A 19,349-nucleotide genomic window follows, 5' to 3' on the forward strand; every position below is an offset into this window, starting at 1 on the left:
GCGCAATGCGGCTTTATTGCTGTTTTTGCATATAAAAAGGCTGGTCCAACTCTCCTAAAACGGGTTCCAGCGTTTGGAAAAGGCTAAAAACGGGTAAAAATAGTCAATAAACCAAGTTACCGCTACATATTATGAAGTATAAAATAAGTGTAAGCCACACAAAGAATCAAGGTGCAAGCGGAGGTCCGGCAGTCTGTTCTACTCTTAGGTTAGGCCGTGAAGCTGACTATGCTTAAATCAAGCAGTTAGGGGGGAGTGCCGTGAACAAAAACGATGAAGTGGAGTACTGCAATCTGGAGCTGCGGTTCGACAGAGAGCATATCCAGGATCTAATCAAGGACCTGATCAAGGAAGGTTATTCCCTGTACTGGAGTGAGAACGAGAGTGTTTTTCTTATTTCGGTGCGCACCGGCCGCAAGCTTGTGAAGCTGCGCTTCCAGCGGATTAAGGACGGCTTCAAGCTGGTGGGAGACTACATGATCCGTGATGCGCGCCTGTCAGAATGGATGGAGAAGCTGATTGGGGATATGAGAGGTCATGCCGTTGTCAAGCGCTTCCGCGACCGTCAGATCATTATAGAGAATATTTTATTCGGTGAAGTCATCCGCCTGGTGGAGATTTCCGGTTATCAGCAGCGTGTGCTGTACCAGAAGGGGCCGCTGCTGTCGGATCAGGAGCTGACGAAGCTGTTCTACTCCATAGAGGGCGAAGAGCGGATCCGTGACCGCAGGCTTGCCGTGGATGAACAGCTCGACTTGCTGAATGAAGCTATGCGTGAGCGCGATACGGAAGCGGTGGCGGCCAGCACAGTGAGGCTTGAGCAATTGACCAGGGAGCTGGCAGCGCTGGAGTGGTAGTGCACTGAGTGAATAATTGCGATTAAGGGCATCCCATAACGGGGTGTCCTTTTATTGTGCCTTTCTGGAGGAGGGGGTTCACTTCTGCGGACAAAACCGTTAAAATAGTCATTGTGAGCAATTTCCCTGATGGATCGAAGTTTGTCAATGAAATTGATCTCTCTTTCGCAGGCAGAACTTTGCTGTCTCTGACAAAGGGTGGTATTCTTATACTGCGAGAAATGGATTTCACAAAAATACAGGGTGCAAAGGGTGGAGAACCAGATGTCAAAACAACAAATCGGCGTTATTGGCTTGGCGGTAATGGGCAAAAATTTGGCTCTTAACATCGAGAGCAAAGGCTTCAGCGTATCCGTGTTTAACCGTTCCCCGGAGAAGACACATGATCTGGTTGCAGAAGCAGCAGGCAAGAACCTGGTGGGCACGTTCTCCGTTGAAGAGTTCGTACAATCACTGGAAGTACCGCGCAAGATTCTGATCATGGTTCAGGCAGGCCAGGCTACGGATGCCACCATTGAGCAGCTTCTGCCGTACTTGGATCAAGGCGATATCATCATCGATGGCGGTAACGCTTATTTCCCTGACACCGTACGTCGCAGCAAATATCTTGAAGACAAAGGCTTCCGCTTCGTCGGCACCGGCGTATCCGGCGGTGAAGAAGGCGCGCTGAAGGGCCCTTCCATTATGCCAGGCGGTCAAGAAAGCGCGTATAAGCTGGTTGAACCTATCCTTACGGCGATTTCAGCTCACGTGGGCGGAGAGCCTTGCTGTACATATATCGGGCCGGACGGCGCAGGACACTATGTCAAAATGGTGCATAACGGCATCGAGTATGGCGACATGCAGCTGATCGGCGAAGCCTACCACCTGCTCAAGGACGTTCTGGGTCTGGATGCCAAGGAGCTGCACAGCACCTTCGCAGAGTGGAATAACGGCGAGCTGGACAGCTATCTGATCGAGATTACGAAGGATATCTTCGCCCAGTATGACGAAGAGACCGGCAAGCCGATGGTGGACGTAATCCTTGATGCTGCTGGACAAAAGGGTACCGGCAAGTGGACAAGCCAAAGCTCGCTGGATCTCGGCGTTCCGCTGTCCATGATTACCGAATCCGTCTTCTCCCGCTTCCTGTCTGCCATGAAGGAAGAACGCGTTGAAGCCAGCAAGGTGCTAAGCGGCCCTGCTACGGCTCCATTCGATGGTGACAAGGCTGAATTCATCGAGAACGTGCGTAAAGCGTTGTTCGCCAGCAAGATCGTATCGTATGCCCAGGGCTTCGCCCAGCTGCGTGTGGCTTCTGACGAATACGGCTGGAATCTGAAATACGGCGAGCTGGCCAAGATCTGGCGCGGCGGCTGCATCATCCGTTCCCGGTTCCTGCAGAACATCACGGATGCCTATGCCAATAATGCAGAGCTGAAGAACCTTCTGCTTGATCCGTTCTTCAAGGATGTTATGGACAACTACCAGTCGGCATGGCGCAAGGTTATCGCTTCGGCTGTAACTCTGGGTATTCCGGTTCCGGGATTCTCCAGCGCCCTTGCATACTACGACAGCTACCGTACAGAACGTCTTCCGGCGAACCTGCTGCAAGCACAGCGCGATTACTTCGGCGCTCACACCTTCAAGCGTGTGGACAAAGAAGGCGTGTTCCATCACAACTGGCTGGCAGAGTAACAGGCAGCGTTCAGCTTATTGCTTAGGAACCCGAGATGCTTTCCGCTTCATGCGGAGGGCTTTCGGGTTTTTTGCATCCATGAGGCATAGCCATGGCAGGCACAGCCCGCCTGAAAATGAAGGCTGCCGGCATTGTGCAAACTTTTCACCCTGTGTTATGATATGACAAATGTCGCGGCTTGGAGGTTGTTATGGACGATCGAAATATCATTCTCGTCGGGATGATGGCTACGGGTAAATCCACAGTAGGCGCCATTCTGGCCGAGGAGCTTGATTATGAACTGGTTGATCTGGATGCAGTAATTACGGGAAGAGAAGGCCGCAGTATTGCGGATATCTTCGCAGAAGGCGGAGAGCAGGCATTCCGGAGCATTGAATCAGCGGTACTTCAGGAAATGCTGCAGGGAGAGCGCAGAGTAATCTCTACAGGCGGAGGGGCGGTGCTTGCGCCGGGGAATGCCGAAGCCATGCTGGAGCATGGATTCGTAGTGGCCCTTACAGCTTCGGAGGATACCATTATTGGACGGGTCAGCGGGGATGAGAACCGGCCGCTGCTCGCCGGCAATGCGGCAAACCGGGTCCGTTCCATTATGGAACAGCGCAGGGAAGCTTACCGTTTCGCGCATTGCACGGTCGATACAACGGAGCTGAATGTGGCTGAGGTCTCGCAATACATTTTACTGCGTTACCGCGCTTGAGCTTTTATGTGTGTTGGCGCTTAGCATCAGGATGATGTTCAATTACGCTTCGGTATCATCCCATTCGATCATGCCGCCGCTAAGGTTAGAGCCATGAATGCCAAATTGCTGCAGATATTCACAGACCCGCTGGCTGCGGTTGCCGGAACGGCAAATGAAGATGATCTCCGTATCTGACGGAAGCTTGTCCGTCTGCTGCGGGATCTGGCCCATCGGGATATGCTGCGCACCGGGAATCATGCCGAAGGCAACCTCATCCTCTTCACGGACGTCGATCAGTACAAGCTCTTCGCCGGCAGCGAGCCGTTTACGCAGCTCCTGCGGTGTAATTTGCGGAATTTCATTCATGATAATACCCTCTTTTCTGCCTGAATGGGAATGGACTTTCTTCACGCAATGATAACACAACTGCGGATTACCCTGTCAAACAGGACCGTACATACAGACTATATATTATGAAGGAGCGCTTATACTATGGACGTTATTGTTAGGCCTACGCCGACGCTGCAAGGAGAATTCGGAGCCCTGTCCTCCAAAAACTACACCACGCGCTACCTGCTGGTAGCCGCTCTCTCTGAAGGAGTCAGCACGATCTACCATCCTGCCCACAGCGAGGACAGCGATGCGATCCGCAGATGTATCGCCGATCTCGGCGCAGTCCTGACCGAAGATGATGAGAAAATCGTAGTGCAGGGGTTCGGCCGCCATCCCCGTGACGTCAAGGAGCTGAATGTAGGGAATGCCGGCGCAGTCCTCCGGTTCCTGATGGCGGTGGCCGCGCTAAGCCCGGAGGTTACTTTCGTGAATACGTATCCCGATTCTCTGGGCAAGCGGCCGCATGACGACCTGATTCTGGCACTTGGCCAGCTCGGCGTGGAAGTAGAGCATAATAACGGAAGACTGCCGATTACGATCCGCGGCGGCAAGCCGCAGGGCGGACGGATTACCGTCTCCGGCGCCGTCAGCTCGCAGTATCTCAGCGCACTTTTATTCCTGACCCCGCTGCTTGAAGAAGACAGTGAGATCATCGTGCTGGATGATCTGAAATCCAAGGTGGTCATCGGGCAGACGCTGGAGGTGCTGGAGCAGGCAGGGATTATCGTACATGCGGCGGACGATTATATGTCCTTCAAGGTGCCTGGACGCCAGAGCTATGCTGCCAAGACCTATACGGTGCAAGGCGATTATCCGGGATCAGCCGCAGTGCTTGCGGCCGCAGCGGTGACGAAGTCGGATGTGACCATTCACCGGCTGGCTGAGAGAAGCAAGCAGGGGGAGCGGGCCATTGTTGATGTGCTGCGGATGATGGAGGTGCCGCTCACCCATGAGAACGGAACAGTGCATGTGCAGGGGAACGGTATTCTGAAGGCGGTGGAATTCGACGGCGATGCGGCAACTGATGCTGTCCTGGCTATGGTGGCCGCGGCGGTTTTTGCCGAAGGGACCTCACGTTTCTATAATGTGGAGAATCTGCGCTACAAGGAATGCGACCGCATCACGGACTATCTGGCAGAGCTGACCCGGGCCGGTGCGAAGGTCGAGGAACGCCGGGACGAGATCATTGTGCATGGCACACCGGATGGCGTGGAAGGCGGCGTAACGATTAATGCCCACTATGACCACCGTGTGATTATGGCCCTTACTGTAGTAGGCCTGCGGGCCCGCCAGCCACTGCTCATCAAGGATGCCCATCATGTGGCGAAGTCCTATCCGCAGTATTTCGATCACCTGCGCTTGCTGGGTGCGGATGTGGAATGGGTGAAGTGACGAGGACAGGCCACTTAAGCATAGTTTCGCTTACCCGGGACGATGTTATCTCCGTAACGAATCTTTACAGGCTTTCGATTACGGCTGCTTTTGAAGGTGAGGGACTGGGTCACTTGGACAGTGACATTCAGCAGGAGATCGAGTCCAAGATACGGATGGTTAACGCTTCCCTGAGTCCGCAGAATGCAGATACGTATTTCTGGGTGGCCAAAATGGACGGGAAGGTCGCCGGCACCATCTCTTATGCACCTTGCGGGCCGGATATCCGGGTCTGTACAGGAAACAAGCTTGATGCTGTAGGTGAGCTGGGCAGTCTATATGTTCTGCCGGATTATCAGGGGCAAGGGATTGCTTCGGCCCTGATTGCGGAACTGATGATATTTCTCAGACAACAGGGGATTACCGAGTTCTGCCTGGATAGCGGCTATAGACGGGCACAAACCAAGTGGCTGCAGAAGTTCGGAACGCCCTATGCAGCAGTGCAGGATTACTGGGGACCGGATTCCGTTCATATGGTATGGCTATGTACTGTGAACTGAAATGGCTGCCGCGCAGCGAGCGTACGTTACAGAGCGTTTAAACCTTACCTTAGCTATCAATACAGTGGGATCATGCGGACGGTTCAGATTTGGAACTTTTCCTGATGCGCGGTATGATGTAGTTATAGCCGAATCTGGTATGTGCCGTGGTAACCCGATACAATAACTCATAGTGGAGTTGGCAGGAGATACCAGATGCGCAATCAACGGGAAGGGGTAATACACATGAGCTTTGAGAACCCGAGCAGGGAAGAGATCGGCGAGATTCTGGCTGCGGCAGGCAATATCGCTGTTGTTGGCCTATCCGACAAAACAGACCGCACCTCTTATATGGTAGCCGGTGCTATGCAGAGTCGGGGCTACCGGATCATTCCGGTCAATCCGTCGGTAGAGGGTGAGATCCTGGGCGAGAAATGCTACCATACGCTGGCGGAGATTCCTGAGCCGGTGGATATTGTGAATGTGTTCCGCCGCAGTGAATACTGTGCGGCTGTTGCGCAGGAGGCTGCTGATATCGGCGCACGCGTGCTCTGGCTACAGCAGGGTATCATCAGTCAGGAGGCGGCGGACATCGCTGCTGCCCATGACATGATCGCGATCATGGACCGCTGCATCAAGGTAGAGGAAGCGATCACGATGAAGGGCCGGAGCCGGGGGTAAGACAGGACGGCTGCATCGGGAGCATATTCTTGGTGGACTGGAAGTCTAGGCCGGAAGCAGAAGTGTTTTTGCCACACTGGATTTCAAAAAATATTATGGCTATAATTTGAACAAGACGAAGAACGTCCTTTACTCCATTTTAAATGGGGAAAGGGCGTTTTTTTTATTTTCAGGGAGGGGGAAGGAGATATGGAATTTGAGGTGGCGCACAGCAGCTTTATAGAGGCACATACGAATGTAAGAACGGGTGAACGGCGGGGGAGGCTGCTGCGCGGACATAACTATGCGGAGAAGCTATTTCTGCAGAATGTATGGTGGCCGCTATTCGAGTCACTGGAGCAGCTGCACCCGGAATATGAGGTGTATGACTGGAATCGGAAATCGCAGTTTCTGGATTTTGCCTTTCTGCCGCAGAACGGGACCCGCTTCGGGATTGAGTGTGACGGCTATCAGAGCCATATTAAGGATATGGACCGGGAGAAGTTCAACTATGCGCTTAACCGGGACACCTTCCTGACCGGGATGGGCTGGAAGATGCTGCACTTCTCGTTCGATGACATCCAGCAGCGTCCCGAAGTGTGCCGGATGCTGCTGCAGCTGGCGCTGGCGCCGTATTTGGCGCGGAGCAGGGTGGCCGGAGAACAACTGTTGTCTGGAGAAAAAGACGTGTTACGTTTAGCCTGGCAGATGGGCAGACCACTTCGTCCTAAAGATGTAACGGATTATTTCGAGATTAACTTTAGAACGGCACGCAAACTGTTGAGCGTTCTGAGCGAGAAAGGACTGCTCCAGCCTGTGGCTGGCGGAAGAGGGATAAGATCCTATGTACTTAGACCCATGCATCAGGATCAGAGTTGGTGAGAAAACGGGACATCATTGTTTAAAAGGATTTGAATAGTCGCAGCCGCACCAGTGTGAATGTATTTTGTACATTAGAATTTAGTCTAAACCCGCGATTTCAAGCTTCTGTTGCATTTTATACAGTAGAATTTTGATTTATGGTTGGTTATGATGTAATTCTGAGAATTCTAATGTACGAAATACAATAGATCGTGGATATGAGCGGAATTTCGGCCAATCTGTTGTACAAAATACAATCACCGCTCTATTGGTAGGCTGTCTATGCTCATGCTACACTTTAGCGGGTGCGAAGGGTGCGAAGGGTGCGAAGGGTGCGAAGGGTGCGAAGGGTGCGAAGGGTGCGAAGGGTGCGAAGGGTGCGAAGGGTGCGAAGGGTGCGAAGGGTGCTGACGGTGCCGTCTTCTTAGCGCGCTTCACCTCCTCTTCATCCCCAGATTCTTTTGACAAAAACTGCTGTAACGCTTACGATTCAATATAGAAAGAAAGGAGAGGGTCGCCTTGAATTGGCTCGGATCTTTGCAGCAGTTGGGCAGAGCCATTATGCTTCCTACCATGGTGCTTCCGGCGGCAGCGATTCTGCTGAGTCTGGGCAGCTTACCGTGGTCTGCATGGGGACTTTCTTCGGTATCCGAAGTGACGACGTACGCGGGGCAAGGAATATTCTATTTCATGCCTTATTTGTTTGCTGTCGGTGTGGCGTGGGGGTTGTCCAATCAGGCCGGACCGGCCGGACTGGCCGCACTCGCAGGGATGTTCACTTATGACCGGATTGTGTCCAACATGGGAGACGGGGCTGTACAGCCTGCAACATTAATTGGGATTATCCTGGGGATTGTAGCCGGTGTAGCGCATAACCGGTTTAAGAATATCAAGCTGCCGGAGGCGATCCAGTTTTTTGGCGGGTCGCGTTTTGTTTTGCTGTTCATGGGCTTATTCTCGGCGCTGTTCGCCTGGGTCATGCTCGGAGTGTCTCCGCTACTACAGGAGTTGCTTAATGAGCTGTTCAGGGTAGTGCAGGTGACCGGCGGCTATGGAGTGTTCGTCTACGGGGTGCTGTACAGGGTGCTGACGGCCTTTGGCCTGCACCATATTCTGAATAATGTGTTCTGGTTCCAATTGGGCTCCTTTACGACGCCTGACGGCAGTGCAGTCGTACAGGGGGATTTGCCGCGCTTTTTTGCCGGTGATCCTACAGCGGGTGTGTTCATGGCCGGACTGTTCCCGATTATGATGTTCGCCCTGCCCGCAATTGCCTTTGCAATCATTCAGGAAGCGCGCGAGGACCTCAAGCCCAAGATCAAGAAGACTTTTTTGCGTGCAGCTTTAGTGTGCTTTTTGACCGGTGTGTCGGAGCAGATTGAATTTGCCTTCTTGTTCGCGTCGCCGTATTTGTTTGCGCTGCATGTGGTTATGTCCGGGCTTGCGATGGTGCTGACCTACTCGCTCGGGATTCATCACGGCTTCTCCTATTCGGCGGGGACCATCGACTTCTTCCTCAACATGCATCTGTCCCAGCGGGCCTGGCTGCTGATTCCAATCGGGATCGGCTATGGCATTGTCTATTATAACGTGTTCCGCTGGGCAATCCGCCGGTTCCAGATTCCTACGCCGGGCCGTGAGGAAGGCTCGGAGCTGGGCGACTGGGCGGGCAATATCCCGTATCAGGCTCCGCTGATTCTGGAGGCGCTGGGCGGCAAGGAGAATATTGTGCAGGTTCAGGCCTGCATCACCCGGCTGAGATTAACAGTGCATAATGACCGCTTCATAGATACAGGGGCGCTTAAGGGGCTGGGCTCCGCAGGCATTATCAAGCTGGGCGGCGGCAATGTGCAGGTCGTCTTCGGGACGTATTCGGAGCTGATTCGCGAAGAGATCGACAAGCTGATGCTGCGCGATCTGCCGCAGGTGCTGTTCAGTGCGCCGATCCAGGGGCGGATGATGCCGATTGAAGAGGTGCCGGATCATATTTTTGCCGCGAAGCTGGTGGGGGATGGAGTGGCCTTTGTCCCGGAAAAAGGAGAGCTGGTCTCGCCCGTATTCGGCAAGGTAATGCACGTATACCCTACGATGCACGCAGTGGGCATAGCTACGCCCGAAGGGCTTGAGGTGCTCATGCATATCGGGATCGACACATCGCAGCTTAAAGGGCCGTTTGAGGCGCTTGTACAGGAAGGGGACAGTGTGGAGCCGGGACAGCTGCTGGTCAAGTTTGATCTGGCCTTCCTGAAGGAGCATGCCGCTTCGCTGGCGACACCGATGGTGATTACCAACCCGGACCGGGTCAAATCATGGAGCTACGCGCCATTCAAAAACGTGAAAAAGGGGCAGTCTTCCGTCATGTCCGTGGTACTACATGAAAGCAATGTTGGAGGGATCGAAGCATGATACAAGGCGTAGGCGCCGCAGCAGGTGTTGCCATTGGGAAGGCCTTTGTCTTGCCGAACTGGGAATGGAGTCTGCCGGACACTCAGGTGAATCCGGTGGATCTGGCTAAGGAGTTCGAACGGTTGTACGAAGGCATTCGGACCTCCAAGGACGAAATCGAGTTTATCAAAAAAGAATTCCGCGAGGTCGTCGGACCGGAGGAATCGAGCATTTTCGATGCTCATCTGGCGATCCTGGATGATCCGGTGTTCATGAGCGAAATCCGCGGCATTATCGAGCGCCAATACAAGGCAGCCGAGGTGGCGGTCAAGGAAGCGATCGACCACTTCGTGGCGATGTTCGATTTGCTCGACGATGAATATATGAAAGAACGTGCGGTGGATATCAAGGATGTCGGCAACCGCCTGCTGAAGCATCTCCTGGGTGCGCCGGAGGTCACTCTGCCGTCGGATACCCAGCCGTATATTCTGGTAGCGAAGGAGTTATCCCCCTCACAGCTGGCGCATTTGAATCCGGCGTATGTGCTGGGCATCGTGACGATGATGGGCGGCAAAACCTCGCATTCCTCCATCATGGCCCGTGCGCTCGGCATTCCGCTGGTGGCAGGCCTGGAGAACAAGATCCTGACTCCTATCCAGACAGGGGACATGCTGGTGCTCGATGGGGAGACCGGGGCGGTTATGATTCATCCAGATGAATCCACACTGCTGGACTTCAACACCAGGCGTGCGAAGCAGCAGCGGAAGCGGGAGCAATTGGAGCTGCTTGCAACCGTCGAAGCGGTGACGAAGGACGGTGTGTCTCTGCGGCTGGCCGGCAATATCAGTTCCGTGAAGGAGCTGAACATGGCACTGAAATACGGGGCCGAGGGAGTGGGACTGTTCCGTACAGAGTTTCTGTACATGGACCGTAGTACATTTCCGACAGAGGATGAACAGTTCGAAGTCTATAAGCTGGTTGCGGAAAAAGTCGGCAAGGAGACCGTAGTCATCCGTACACTTGATATCGGGGGAGACAAGCATCTGGATTACTTCCAGCTGCCGGAGGAGCAGAACCCGTTCCTCGGCTACCGGGCCATCCGGATCAGCCTGGACCGCAAGGACATGTTCAAAACCCAGATTACAGCCATTCTGCGGGCCAGTCATTACGGCAATGTCCGGATGATGTTCCCGATGATCTCTTCTGTCGAAGAGGTACAGGCGGCCAAAGCAGTGTTGAACGAGGTGAAGAGCGAGCTCGACAGCCGGGGTGTACCGTATAACCGCGACATGAAGGTAGGTATAATGATCGAGGTTCCGGCCGCAGTGATGATTGCCGACCTGCTGGCGGAGGAAGTGGACTTCTTCAGTATCGGCACGAATGATCTGGTGCAGTATGTACTGGCTGTGGACCGGATGAATGAGCAGATTGCCCATATGTATCATCCGTACCATCCGGGAGTGCTGCGTATGATCCGCATGACGGTGGATGCGGCACGCAGCGTAGGCATTGATGTCAGTGTATGCGGCGAGATGGCCGCAGACGAGCGCTCACTGCCGCTCTGGCTGGAGCTGGGGATCCATGTGCTGAGCATGTCGCCGCAAGCCTTGCTGAAGGTGAAGCACCGCACACTGAACACGCTGGCTTCTGAAGCCAGGGAGATTGCGAAGGTCTGCTTCCGCAACCGCACCAGCTCTGAGACAGAGGGGCAGCTTACTGCTTTTGCCTCACGGAGCGGATTCCCGCTGGGCGCCGGCGGTGATTCCAAAGAGAAGACATCATAGCCGGGTAACGGCTGAACGTTATCGGGTTTGTTATCGGGTTTTCAAGGACAAGCAGTAAGAATATCTAAATTAAGTCCGGGTGAGGGTCAAGGGGGCCACACACCGGACTTTTTGTTTTGAGATCTGAGGGAACAGGCCTGCCCTGCAAAAAAAGTAAAACCGTTTGGGCTGCGGGACAGTCAGTATATACAGAAGTCAAAAAAGAAAGGGGAGACTAAGCCTGGATGGAGCATACGTGGGAAGGCGAGCAGGTGCGCCACTTGAATGAACAGGAGCAGCTGTTTATCTACCGGGTACTGGAGCAGAAGAAAATACTCTACAGTATTGCGTACAGCTACTTGCGCAGCGAGGCGGAGGCACTCGAGATGGTTCAGGAAACTACATACCGGGCCTGGGTGAAGCGCGGGAGCCTGAAGGATGAGGACCGGTTCGCACCCTGGCTGACCCGGATTCTGATCAACTGCTGTAAGGATGAACTGAAACGGAGGAAGCGGGTGGCTGCTCCTGTGCCGGAACAGGCAAGCGCTGGACTGCAGGAGATGACCAGTGACCGTAAGCTGGATATGGAGCAGGCCCTGGAAGCGGTAAAGCCCAAATACCGTCAGGTGCTTGTACTGAAGTACTACCGGGATATGACGCTGACAGAAATTGCCGAGGTGCTGGGCAAGCCGGAAGGAACGGTCAAGACCTGGCTGAATAAGGGACTTAAGCAGTTGCGAGACAAAATGAGAATCAAAGGGGGACTATAGCATGGTCAAGACAGAAGAGGAACTGTTGAAGGAGTACTACCACAGTCTGTCGGCAGAAGCGGAGGAGGTCCCGGAAATGCGGCTGAACACGGCAATCCGCAGAGGCATAACACGTTCCCGGAGAAGCTCTATGTCATTAAGGAAGCGTTATGCTCTGGCTACAGCGGCGGCAGTACTTGGACTTGTGCTGTTGTTCTCCTTTCCCCGGGCGAGTGAGGTGTTGAAGACCCAGGGGGCCGCTCCGGATCAGGCAGCAATATTTCAGAGCTACGGACCCTTTGAAAAGTACATTCCAGCTGTGATGACCACAAACGCTGTATCTTCGGCAATCGAGGATGGCCTTGTACAGCGCGTCACGGGTGTTACTGCGGAGCAGAACGGATTTGTTCTTACTGTAGATGGAATTGCTGCAGATCAGAAGGGGATCATCATTTTGTATTCATTGCAGAACAAGACTAAAGAGAATGCCAAAGTTGAACTTATGCAGCTTACATCAGCAGCTTTAAACCCATTGAATACTTCCAGGGAACCGGGGAGTTCAATTTCCCCAAATCGTATAACCTACGGTTATGAGGTAAGGCAGTGGGAGAGTGATGATGCAGGCGCTCTTCCCGATCAAATTAAGTTTGAGCTGGAGCTTGGTAAGTACAAGCAGTTCACGCCAGCTTCAGCAGATAGCCCTCTCGCTAAATTTTCTGTAGCTCTTCCGCTGGACAGGGAGCAGATTGCTAAGGCAGGAGAAACCGTACATGTAGACAAAACACTGGAAATAGACGGTCAGAAAATTGAAATTAATGAGGTCTATCTGGCCGCCTCCGGCATTTATCTGGACTATACCTGCGACCCGCTGAACTCCAAACAGATCTTCTCTATGTATAAACCGGGTCTCTTAGCGGGCGGCAGTGGTGATTATACGTATCTGGCTTTACGCGCCGCCAGCTTTACGGACAGTGGGGGCAGACTGATATTTGCGAACGACAGGAGCATGGCACAATCGCTCCAGCTGCAAATCAATGGGATTCTGGCGCTGGATAAGCAGGCAACCCAATTAATTATCGATACCGACAAGCAACAAATTATTAAGGCTCCAGATCAGAATTTGCAAATGTTCATTCACAACACGGAGAGGGGCTCCACGCTGGTGCTGGAATATGATTCTCAGGCACAGAGTAACAGTATTTACAATACCTTAATGCTGGGGCAAACATTCACCGATGGAGCAGGTACAGTCCATTCAGCAGACAAGTTTGAGTTCGATATTCCGCAGCGCACTGAGTGGGAGAATGCGAAGTCAATCCCAACCATGTACTATCGTGGTCTGGGCAGCAATAAATACCCGCAGCCGCTGACGTTCACCATTGAGGCGTATCCTGCCCTGATCAAAGAGAAGCTGTCTGTCCCTATCCGCTAATCCTCCTATAAAAGCGGCAACAAGCCCTGAACCCTGTCAGACGACAGGGCAGGGCTTGTTGTTTATACTAGATATTAACTGCCTGTTATTCCCCGGCCAGCGCATCGCAGAACGCTTTGCCGTAAGGCGGCAGGTCCGGCGGGCGGCGGGCGGAGATGATATGGCCGTCCCTGACGAGCGGCTCGTCCTTCCAGATGGCTCCGGCGTTCTCCATATCGTCACGGATGCCCGGCGTGGAGGTGACCGTTACGCCTTCGAGAATTTTGGCGGAGATTAAGACCCAGCCGGCATGGCAGATCTGGCCAATCGGCTTCTTCGCAGTATTGAAATCCTGCACCAGCTGCAGCACTACGCTGTAGCGGCGGATTTTGTCGGGTGCCCAGCCTCCGGGAACAAGGATGCCGTCATAATCGGCAGCCTTCAGCTCGTCCCAGCTGTATTCAGCGGTGGCAGGTACGCCATATTTACCGACATACGTCTTGCCCTTCTCAAGGCCTGCCAGATGTACCTCGGCCCCTTCCTCACGCACGCGGTATACGGGATACCACAGCTCAAGATCTTCAAATTCATCGTCCACCAGCGCAATGACTTTTTTACCAGACAATCTCATTCTGTACAGCTCCCTTCGGCTTAACTTCCTGATATCTATGTCATTCTATCAAAAGAGACAGTTGAAGTCACTTTTCGATATGGAAATTCCTAAGACTATTGCCAATTAAAACATGATATGCAAACTTGCAGGGATTCAGGGGGATGAAGTCGAATACTAGAAAGAGAAAAGCCAAAACTATGCGTTTTTAAAAGATCATTCTGAGGTGTGGGAGATGTATAAGGAACAATTAATGAAGAAGTCTTGTGGCTGCGGCGGGATCATGACCATACATATGCATACGCTGATTTATAGTGCGAAGATCAAAATTACGAATGTCCCTGTATATACCTGCGGGCAATGCGCCCGTTATGAGCCCTTGCCGGTTATTAAGCGTGACCTGGGCCTGCTGATCCGGGAGCTTGGAGAGCGCCCTGCGGGCAAGCTGCATCTGTCCTTTGCGGACCGTAATGAGTGGGCCAGTGTGCTGAAGGATACCTTTGCTGCGGGCTTGTTTGCCGGCGGCTTGCCGGAATTGGAGGAGGCTATCCGCAAGGCTATGCAGAGCCGGATTGATCTGCTGTTGGATGTATACCGCACAGCGGCGGATCTGTCCGACAAGAAGTGGATGGAAGAGATCGGCCTGCGCCTCTCCCAGTTGACGGCTCATTCGGCAGAAAGTGCCAAATAAAGAGCATTTTTTGACATTTTGAAAAAAAGTCTGCAAAAACAATGAAAAACTTTCAACGAATGTTGGATTTTTCACGCGCTTTTTGATACGATAGAGAAAGCATACAGAATTCTTGAAATTTTAAGGGCTTTCCACTGGAAGCTATTGGAGGATCAGGAATTGGCGGAAGGCGTCAAAGCCGCGCCAGGACTGGCGTTTCAACCTTTGAAAGAAATTTTGAAAGGAAAATGAAGCGTTATCATTGCACAATTGTACAAAGTGTCGTATCATAATTTTAATTAGTCGAACGATAAAATTTATCGCAATGGAGAGAGTAATTTGACGGTAACCATTTACGATGTAGCTCGAGAAGCAGGCGTATCTATGGCTACGGTATCACGGGTTGTGAATAATAACCCCAACGTGAAACCGCAGACCCGGAAGAAGGTTTTTGAAGCGATTGAGCGTTTGGGCTATCGTCCGAATGCGGTGGCGAGAGGTCTCGCCAGCAAGAAAACGACAACCGTAGGGGTTGTTATCCCTGATATCTCAAACTCGATTTTTGCGGAAATTGCACGCGGGATTGAAGATATTGCCAATATGTATCACTACAACATTATTCTCTGTAACGCTGACAAGCGTAAAGAGAAGGAGATTCGTGTCATTAACACACTGCTCGAGAAGCAGGTGGACGGGCTGCTGTTCATGGGCGGAACCGTTACGGAAGAGCATATTCAGGCGTTCCAGACCTCTGCTGTGCCTATCGTGCTCTGTGCGACCCGCGATGAGAAGGGAACGTATCCTTCCGTGGATATCGACCATGAGACGGCTGCATTTGATGCAGTGAATACGCTGATCCGCCACGGACACCGCGAGATCGCAATGATCAGCGGTACGCTGCAGGACCCTGCGAACGGCTATGCCCGCTTCCACGGCTACAAGAAGGCGCTGGAGGCGGCAGGTATCGAGTATCAGGAGGATCTGGTACGCATCGGTAACTATCGTTACGAATCCGGTGTCGAAGCCATGAAGTACTTCCTGGGTCTGAAGAAGAAGCCGACGGCTATCTTTGCTGCTACCGATGAGATGGCGATTGGCGCCATTCACAGTATTCAGGATGAAGGCCTTAAGGTGCCGGATGACTTCTCGATTATCAGTGTAGACAACATCCGGATGGCTTCAATGGTTCGTCCGCTTCTCACTACTGTAGCACAGCCGATGTATGATCTCGGTGCTGTAGCGATGAGACTGCTGACGAAGCTGATGAAGAAGGAGACAGTTGAGAATCCGCGGGTTATTTTGCCGCATGAGACCATTCTTCGTCTGTCTGTCAATCATGTCAACAAATAAGATCAGTATGTTTAGCACGTGAACATAGGTTTCTTAAGAAGCTCCTTCGGGAGCTTTTTATGTTTGCGGACACAAAGTTCGAGGGGGATATGGAATGAGCGGAGTTTTGGGTCTGATTGGCGCAATGGATGAAGAAATCAAGCTGCTGCTGGAAGAGATGGAGAATCGGCAGACCACGGTGAAGGCCGGAATTACCTTTTATGCAGGGACAGTGTTCGGGAAGGCAGCTGTAGTCTGCAAATCAGGGGTAGGGAAGGTGAACGCCGCAGTAACCACACAGATTCTGCTGGACAGCTTTGGCGTAGAGCAGGTGCTGTTCACTGGTGTGGCCGGGGCGCTGCACCCTGAGCTGAACATCGGGGATATTGTTATTTCGTCATCCTGTATTCAGCATGATATGGATGTTACAGCGCTCGGTTATGCCAGAGGAGTGATTCCGTATCAGGAGATCTCCGTCTTCCAGGCAGATCCGCTGCTGGTGAAGTTAGCAGAAGAGGCCTGTCTAGAGCTGGAGAAGAAGTCTGTAACAGGTATTGTGCTGTCCGGGGATCAATTCATTGCCAGCAGGGCGTCAGTAGCTATGCTGCGTGAGCAGATGGACGGGGCCTGTGCAGAGATGGAGGGTGCGGCGGTCGCCCAAGTCTGCCATATGAACGGGATCCCTTTTGTAATCGTACGTTCAATGTCGGACAAAGCCGACGGCTCAGCCCATGTGAATTACAGTGAGTTCACCGTAACGGCCTCGCAGCATTCCCATGCCATTCTGGAGCATATGCTTAAGGCTATGTAACCTGCAGGCAGGCCGCCTGAATTAATACATAAACCGCTGTCTGAAGCGCACACGGTCGAAGGTCTCGCGGGAGGATAGCGGCACATCCTGGCCCATGCGGACCATGAGGCAATTCGCCGGATGCGAGCAGATCTCCGGGTCATCGGTGGCATACCACACCATATCTACCGTCTTCATCAGCTTCTCCATCATCTGGCGGTACTCCCATACGGTAAGGCCGCTCCCCTTGAGGTCCCAGTGCCAATAATATTCGGTTGTGAATACGATGCAGTTCTCCAGTTGTCCCTTTTCAAAAGCGCTTGAAACCAGCAGCTTCGCAAGCCCGCTTCCGCGATACTCGTCAGCCACTTCGATGGCTCCCAGCTCAATCAGATCCTCCATCCCGCCCTGAGACCATAACTCCAGCTCATCCGGATAATGAAAAGTAACATAGCCCACGATAACGTCTGAGACCACTGCTGCTACGATGCGTCCTTCGGGTAAGCCAGATATCTCGATCAAGGCTTCAAGCTGCTCCTGCGGCTTACGGAAGGCGTCCAGATCGCGGTGCATGCTTAAGGTCTGGAGCGTTTCGGGAGATAAGGGTCCTCGGACAGAAATCAGCCGGCCTTGATGCCCTATGGTATGGGATACAGGGATTTTATGGTGCTCCATGCTTGGGCTCCCTTCCAGTTCACTATAATATGGAATGTAACCGCTTCCTGTGATATACTGATTCCGACACGGAATATTCACATTTAGAGCATTGACGGAATTAATAGAATTAGAGGGTACCCTTAAAGCTTAAAGCAAACCAGTAGGGGAGGCAAGAGTAATGGGGCAAGTTCAAGGCGAAATTTTACCGGGCCGGGTGCAGCATTCGAATATGGAGGATTATTCCCGGGCAGTTGATGAATTCCGGTGGGAGGATGTCGAGCGCAGCTTCTCCTGGCATGGGACCGGTAAGGTGAATATGGCATATGAAGCTATAGACCGTCATGTCGAAGAGGGGCGGGGGGCTGCTACGGCACTGATCTACAGCGATGCGGTGCGCGAGGAGCGTTACACCTTCGCTGACTTGCGGGAACGCTCGAATAAGTTCGGTAATGTACTACGCAAATACGAAATCGGAAAAGGCGACCGGGTGTTCATCTTCATGCCGCGTACTCCGGAGCTGTATTTCAGCCTGCTTGGCATTCTGAAGACGGGAGCAGTGGCAGGTCCGCTGTTCGAGGCATTCATGGAGACTGCGGTCAAGGACCGTCTGGAGGACAGCGGAGCGGTGGCGCTGGTGACCACGCCGGAGCTGCTGCACCGGGTGAAGCGGGAGCAGCTCCCCGGATTGCGCCATATTTTTGTAGTCGGAGCCTCTGCTGATGAGGATGCGGGGTTGCTGAGCTATGAAGCGGAAATGGCTGATGCCTCCGCCGAGCTGGAACCGGAATGGCTGAGCCTGGAGGATGGTCTGATTATGCATTATACCTCCGGCTCCACCGGGAAGCCCAAAGGCATCTACCATGTGCAGAGAGCCATGATCCAGCACTATTATACAGGCAAGGTAGTTCTGGATCTGCGGCCGGATGATGTGTACTGGTGCACGGCCGATCCGGGTTGGGTAACCGGAACCTCTTACGGAATTTTTGCTCCCTGGCTGAATGGAGTAGCCAATGTAGTCCGGGGAGGCCGCTTCAGTCCGCTGGATTGGTATAAGACGATCGAGCGCTTCGGGGTGACGGTATGGTACAGTGCGCCCACGGCTTTCCGGATGCTGATGGGGGCTGGCAAGGAGACGCTGGAGGGGATCGATCTCAGCAGTCTGCGTCATGTGCTGTCTGTCGGCGAGCCGCTGAACCCGGAGGTCGTGCGCTGGGGCGATAAAATCTATCAGCAGCGGATTCATGATACGTGGTGGATGACCGAGACGGGAGCGCAGCTCATCTGCAACTACCCGGGAATGGACATCAAGCCAGGCTCCATGGGCCGGCCGCTGCCGGGGATCGAAGCAGCTATCCTTGATGACCGCGGCAACGTACTGCCGCCTTATGCTATGGGCAATCTGGCCATTCGCACCCCCTGGCCGTCCATGATGGCCAAGGTGTGGAATAACCAGGCTAAATACGATGAATACTTCCGAATTCCCGGATGGTATATCTCGGGGGATTCTGCGTACATGGATGAGGACGGCTATTTCTGGTTTCAGGGCCGGATTGATGATGTGATCAATTCCTCCGGGGAGCGGATCGGACCCTTTGAGGTCGAGAGCAAGCTGGTGGAGCATCCGGCTGTAGCGGAGGCTGGGGTAATCGGCAAGCCGGATGTCATGCGCGGAGAGATCATCAAGGCCTTCATCTCGCTGCGGGATGGATACAGTCCAACCGCGGAGCTGAAGGAAGAGATCGCAGCATTTGTCAAAGCGGGCCTGTCTGCCCATGCTGCACCGCGCGAAATCGAGTTCAAGGATAAGCTGCCCAAGACCCGGTCCGGTAAAATTATGCGCCGTGTACTGAAGGCCTGGGAGCTGCATCTTCCGGCAGGCGATTTGTCTACCATCGAAGACTAGGCAGAATAAAAAAAAGCCCGTTCCCCTTATCACGGGGAACGGGC

18 protein-coding genes are annotated in these 19,349 nt (G+C 53.2%); 15 read left to right on the forward strand and 3 right to left on the reverse strand.

All coding sequences use genetic code 11. The features are described from left to right. The first annotated feature begins 260 nt into the window (after positions 1-260). The 3 genes from MKY86_RS11860 to MKY86_RS11870 all read left to right on the forward strand — a co-directional run bounded on the left by MKY86_RS11860 (position 261) and on the right by MKY86_RS11870 (position 3,232). Complete coding sequence (locus MKY86_RS11860) at positions 261-857, forward strand: hypothetical protein (protein WP_076074276.1); 597 nt, start codon at positions 261-263, stop codon at positions 855-857. A gap of 264 nt (positions 858-1,121) precedes the next feature. After that, entirely contained in the window at positions 1,122-2,534 is a 1,413-nt protein-coding gene (gene gndA / locus MKY86_RS11865) for an NADP-dependent phosphogluconate dehydrogenase (RefSeq protein ID WP_076074279.1), read from the forward strand. A gap of 191 nt (positions 2,535-2,725) precedes the next feature. Next, on the forward strand, positions 2,726-3,232 hold the full coding sequence (locus MKY86_RS11870; protein ID WP_076074282.1) for a shikimate kinase: 507 nt from the start codon (positions 2,726-2,728) through the stop codon (positions 3,230-3,232). Positions 3,233-3,274: 42 nt separating this feature from the next. On the opposite strand, the gene MKY86_RS11875 is transcribed toward MKY86_RS11870, so the two are convergent. Then, positions 3,275-3,580, reverse strand: a complete 306-nt coding sequence (locus MKY86_RS11875) for a rhodanese-like domain-containing protein (RefSeq protein ID WP_076074285.1) — start codon at positions 3,578-3,580, stop codon at positions 3,275-3,277. A gap of 126 nt (positions 3,581-3,706) precedes the next feature. On the opposite strand from MKY86_RS11875, the gene aroA reads away from it, so the two are divergent. From aroA to MKY86_RS11915, 8 genes are all read left to right on the forward strand, one after another. Continuing rightward, positions 3,707-4,999, forward strand: coding sequence for a 3-phosphoshikimate 1-carboxyvinyltransferase (aroA, locus tag MKY86_RS11880; protein ID WP_076074287.1), 1,293 nt, complete (start codon positions 3,707-3,709; stop codon positions 4,997-4,999). Beyond that, the gene (locus MKY86_RS11885) at positions 4,987-5,538 is read left to right on the forward strand and encodes a GNAT family N-acetyltransferase (protein WP_076074291.1); all 552 of its coding nucleotides are present in this window, start codon (positions 4,987-4,989) and stop codon (positions 5,536-5,538) included. The genes aroA and MKY86_RS11885 overlap by 13 nt, the downstream gene beginning before the upstream one ends. A gap of 225 nt (positions 5,539-5,763) precedes the next feature. Next, complete coding sequence (locus MKY86_RS11890; RefSeq protein WP_076074885.1) at positions 5,764-6,198, forward strand: CoA-binding protein; 435 nt, start codon at positions 5,764-5,766, stop codon at positions 6,196-6,198. Positions 6,199-6,387: 189 nt separating this feature from the next. Continuing rightward, on the forward strand, positions 6,388-7,059 hold the full coding sequence (locus MKY86_RS11895) for a hypothetical protein (RefSeq protein ID WP_076074294.1): 672 nt from the start codon (positions 6,388-6,390) through the stop codon (positions 7,057-7,059). 498 nt (positions 7,060-7,557) lie between these two features. After that, positions 7,558-9,444, forward strand: coding sequence for a glucose PTS transporter subunit IIA (locus tag MKY86_RS11900; protein WP_036729487.1), 1,887 nt, complete (start codon positions 7,558-7,560; stop codon positions 9,442-9,444). After that, positions 9,441-11,207 (forward strand): phosphoenolpyruvate--protein phosphotransferase, encoded by a 1,767-nt coding sequence (ptsP, locus tag MKY86_RS11905; protein ID WP_076074313.1) that lies wholly within the window; start codon positions 9,441-9,443, stop codon positions 11,205-11,207. The genes MKY86_RS11900 and ptsP overlap by 4 nt, the downstream gene beginning before the upstream one ends. Before the next feature lie 224 nt (positions 11,208-11,431). Then, positions 11,432-11,956: a sigma-70 family RNA polymerase sigma factor gene (locus MKY86_RS11910; RefSeq protein ID WP_076074316.1), complete on the forward strand. Its 525-nt coding sequence runs from the start codon at positions 11,432-11,434 to the stop codon at positions 11,954-11,956. A 1-nt stretch (position 11,957) separates the two neighbouring features. After that, on the forward strand, positions 11,958-13,367 hold the full coding sequence (locus MKY86_RS11915; RefSeq protein ID WP_076074319.1) for a DUF4179 domain-containing protein: 1,410 nt from the start codon (positions 11,958-11,960) through the stop codon (positions 13,365-13,367). An 85-nt stretch (positions 13,368-13,452) separates the two neighbouring features. Here the strand turns inward: MKY86_RS11915 and MKY86_RS11920 are convergent, their stop codons facing one another. Then, entirely contained in the window at positions 13,453-13,977 is a 525-nt protein-coding gene (locus MKY86_RS11920) for a type 1 glutamine amidotransferase domain-containing protein (protein WP_076074321.1), read from the reverse strand. A 232-nt stretch (positions 13,978-14,209) separates the two neighbouring features. On the opposite strand from MKY86_RS11920, the gene MKY86_RS11925 reads away from it, so the two are divergent. The 3 genes from MKY86_RS11925 (at position 14,210) to MKY86_RS11935 (ending at position 16,766) form a co-directional block, all read left to right on the forward strand. Then, a complete protein-coding gene (locus MKY86_RS11925) occupies positions 14,210-14,647 on the forward strand; it encodes a hypothetical protein (RefSeq protein ID WP_076074887.1) in 438 nt (145 codons plus the stop codon). A 318-nt stretch (positions 14,648-14,965) separates the two neighbouring features. Further along, a complete protein-coding gene (ccpA, locus tag MKY86_RS11930) occupies positions 14,966-15,976 on the forward strand; it encodes a catabolite control protein A (protein WP_036695017.1) in 1,011 nt (336 codons plus the stop codon). Between the two features lie 94 nt (positions 15,977-16,070). Continuing rightward, positions 16,071-16,766 carry a 5'-methylthioadenosine/adenosylhomocysteine nucleosidase gene (locus MKY86_RS11935; protein WP_076074323.1) on the forward strand — a complete coding sequence of 232 codons (696 nt, stop codon included), beginning with the start codon at positions 16,071-16,073 and terminating at the stop codon, positions 16,764-16,766. A gap of 21 nt (positions 16,767-16,787) precedes the next feature. Here the strand turns inward: MKY86_RS11935 and MKY86_RS11940 are convergent, their stop codons facing one another. Then, a complete protein-coding gene (locus MKY86_RS11940) occupies positions 16,788-17,420 on the reverse strand; it encodes a GNAT family N-acetyltransferase (protein WP_076074325.1) in 633 nt (210 codons plus the stop codon). Positions 17,421-17,580: 160 nt separating this feature from the next. Here MKY86_RS11940 and acsA point away from each other — a divergent pair, with 160 nt between their 5' ends. Beyond that, complete coding sequence (gene acsA / locus MKY86_RS11945; protein WP_076074328.1) at positions 17,581-19,305, forward strand: acetate--CoA ligase; 1,725 nt, start codon at positions 17,581-17,583, stop codon at positions 19,303-19,305. Positions 19,306-19,349: the final 44 nt, after the last annotated feature.

It is taken from the genome of Paenibacillus sp. FSL R7-0333 (genome assembly GCF_038000365.1).
Taxonomy (GTDB): Bacteria; Bacillota; Bacilli; order Paenibacillales; family Paenibacillaceae; genus Paenibacillus_AQ; species Paenibacillus_AQ silagei.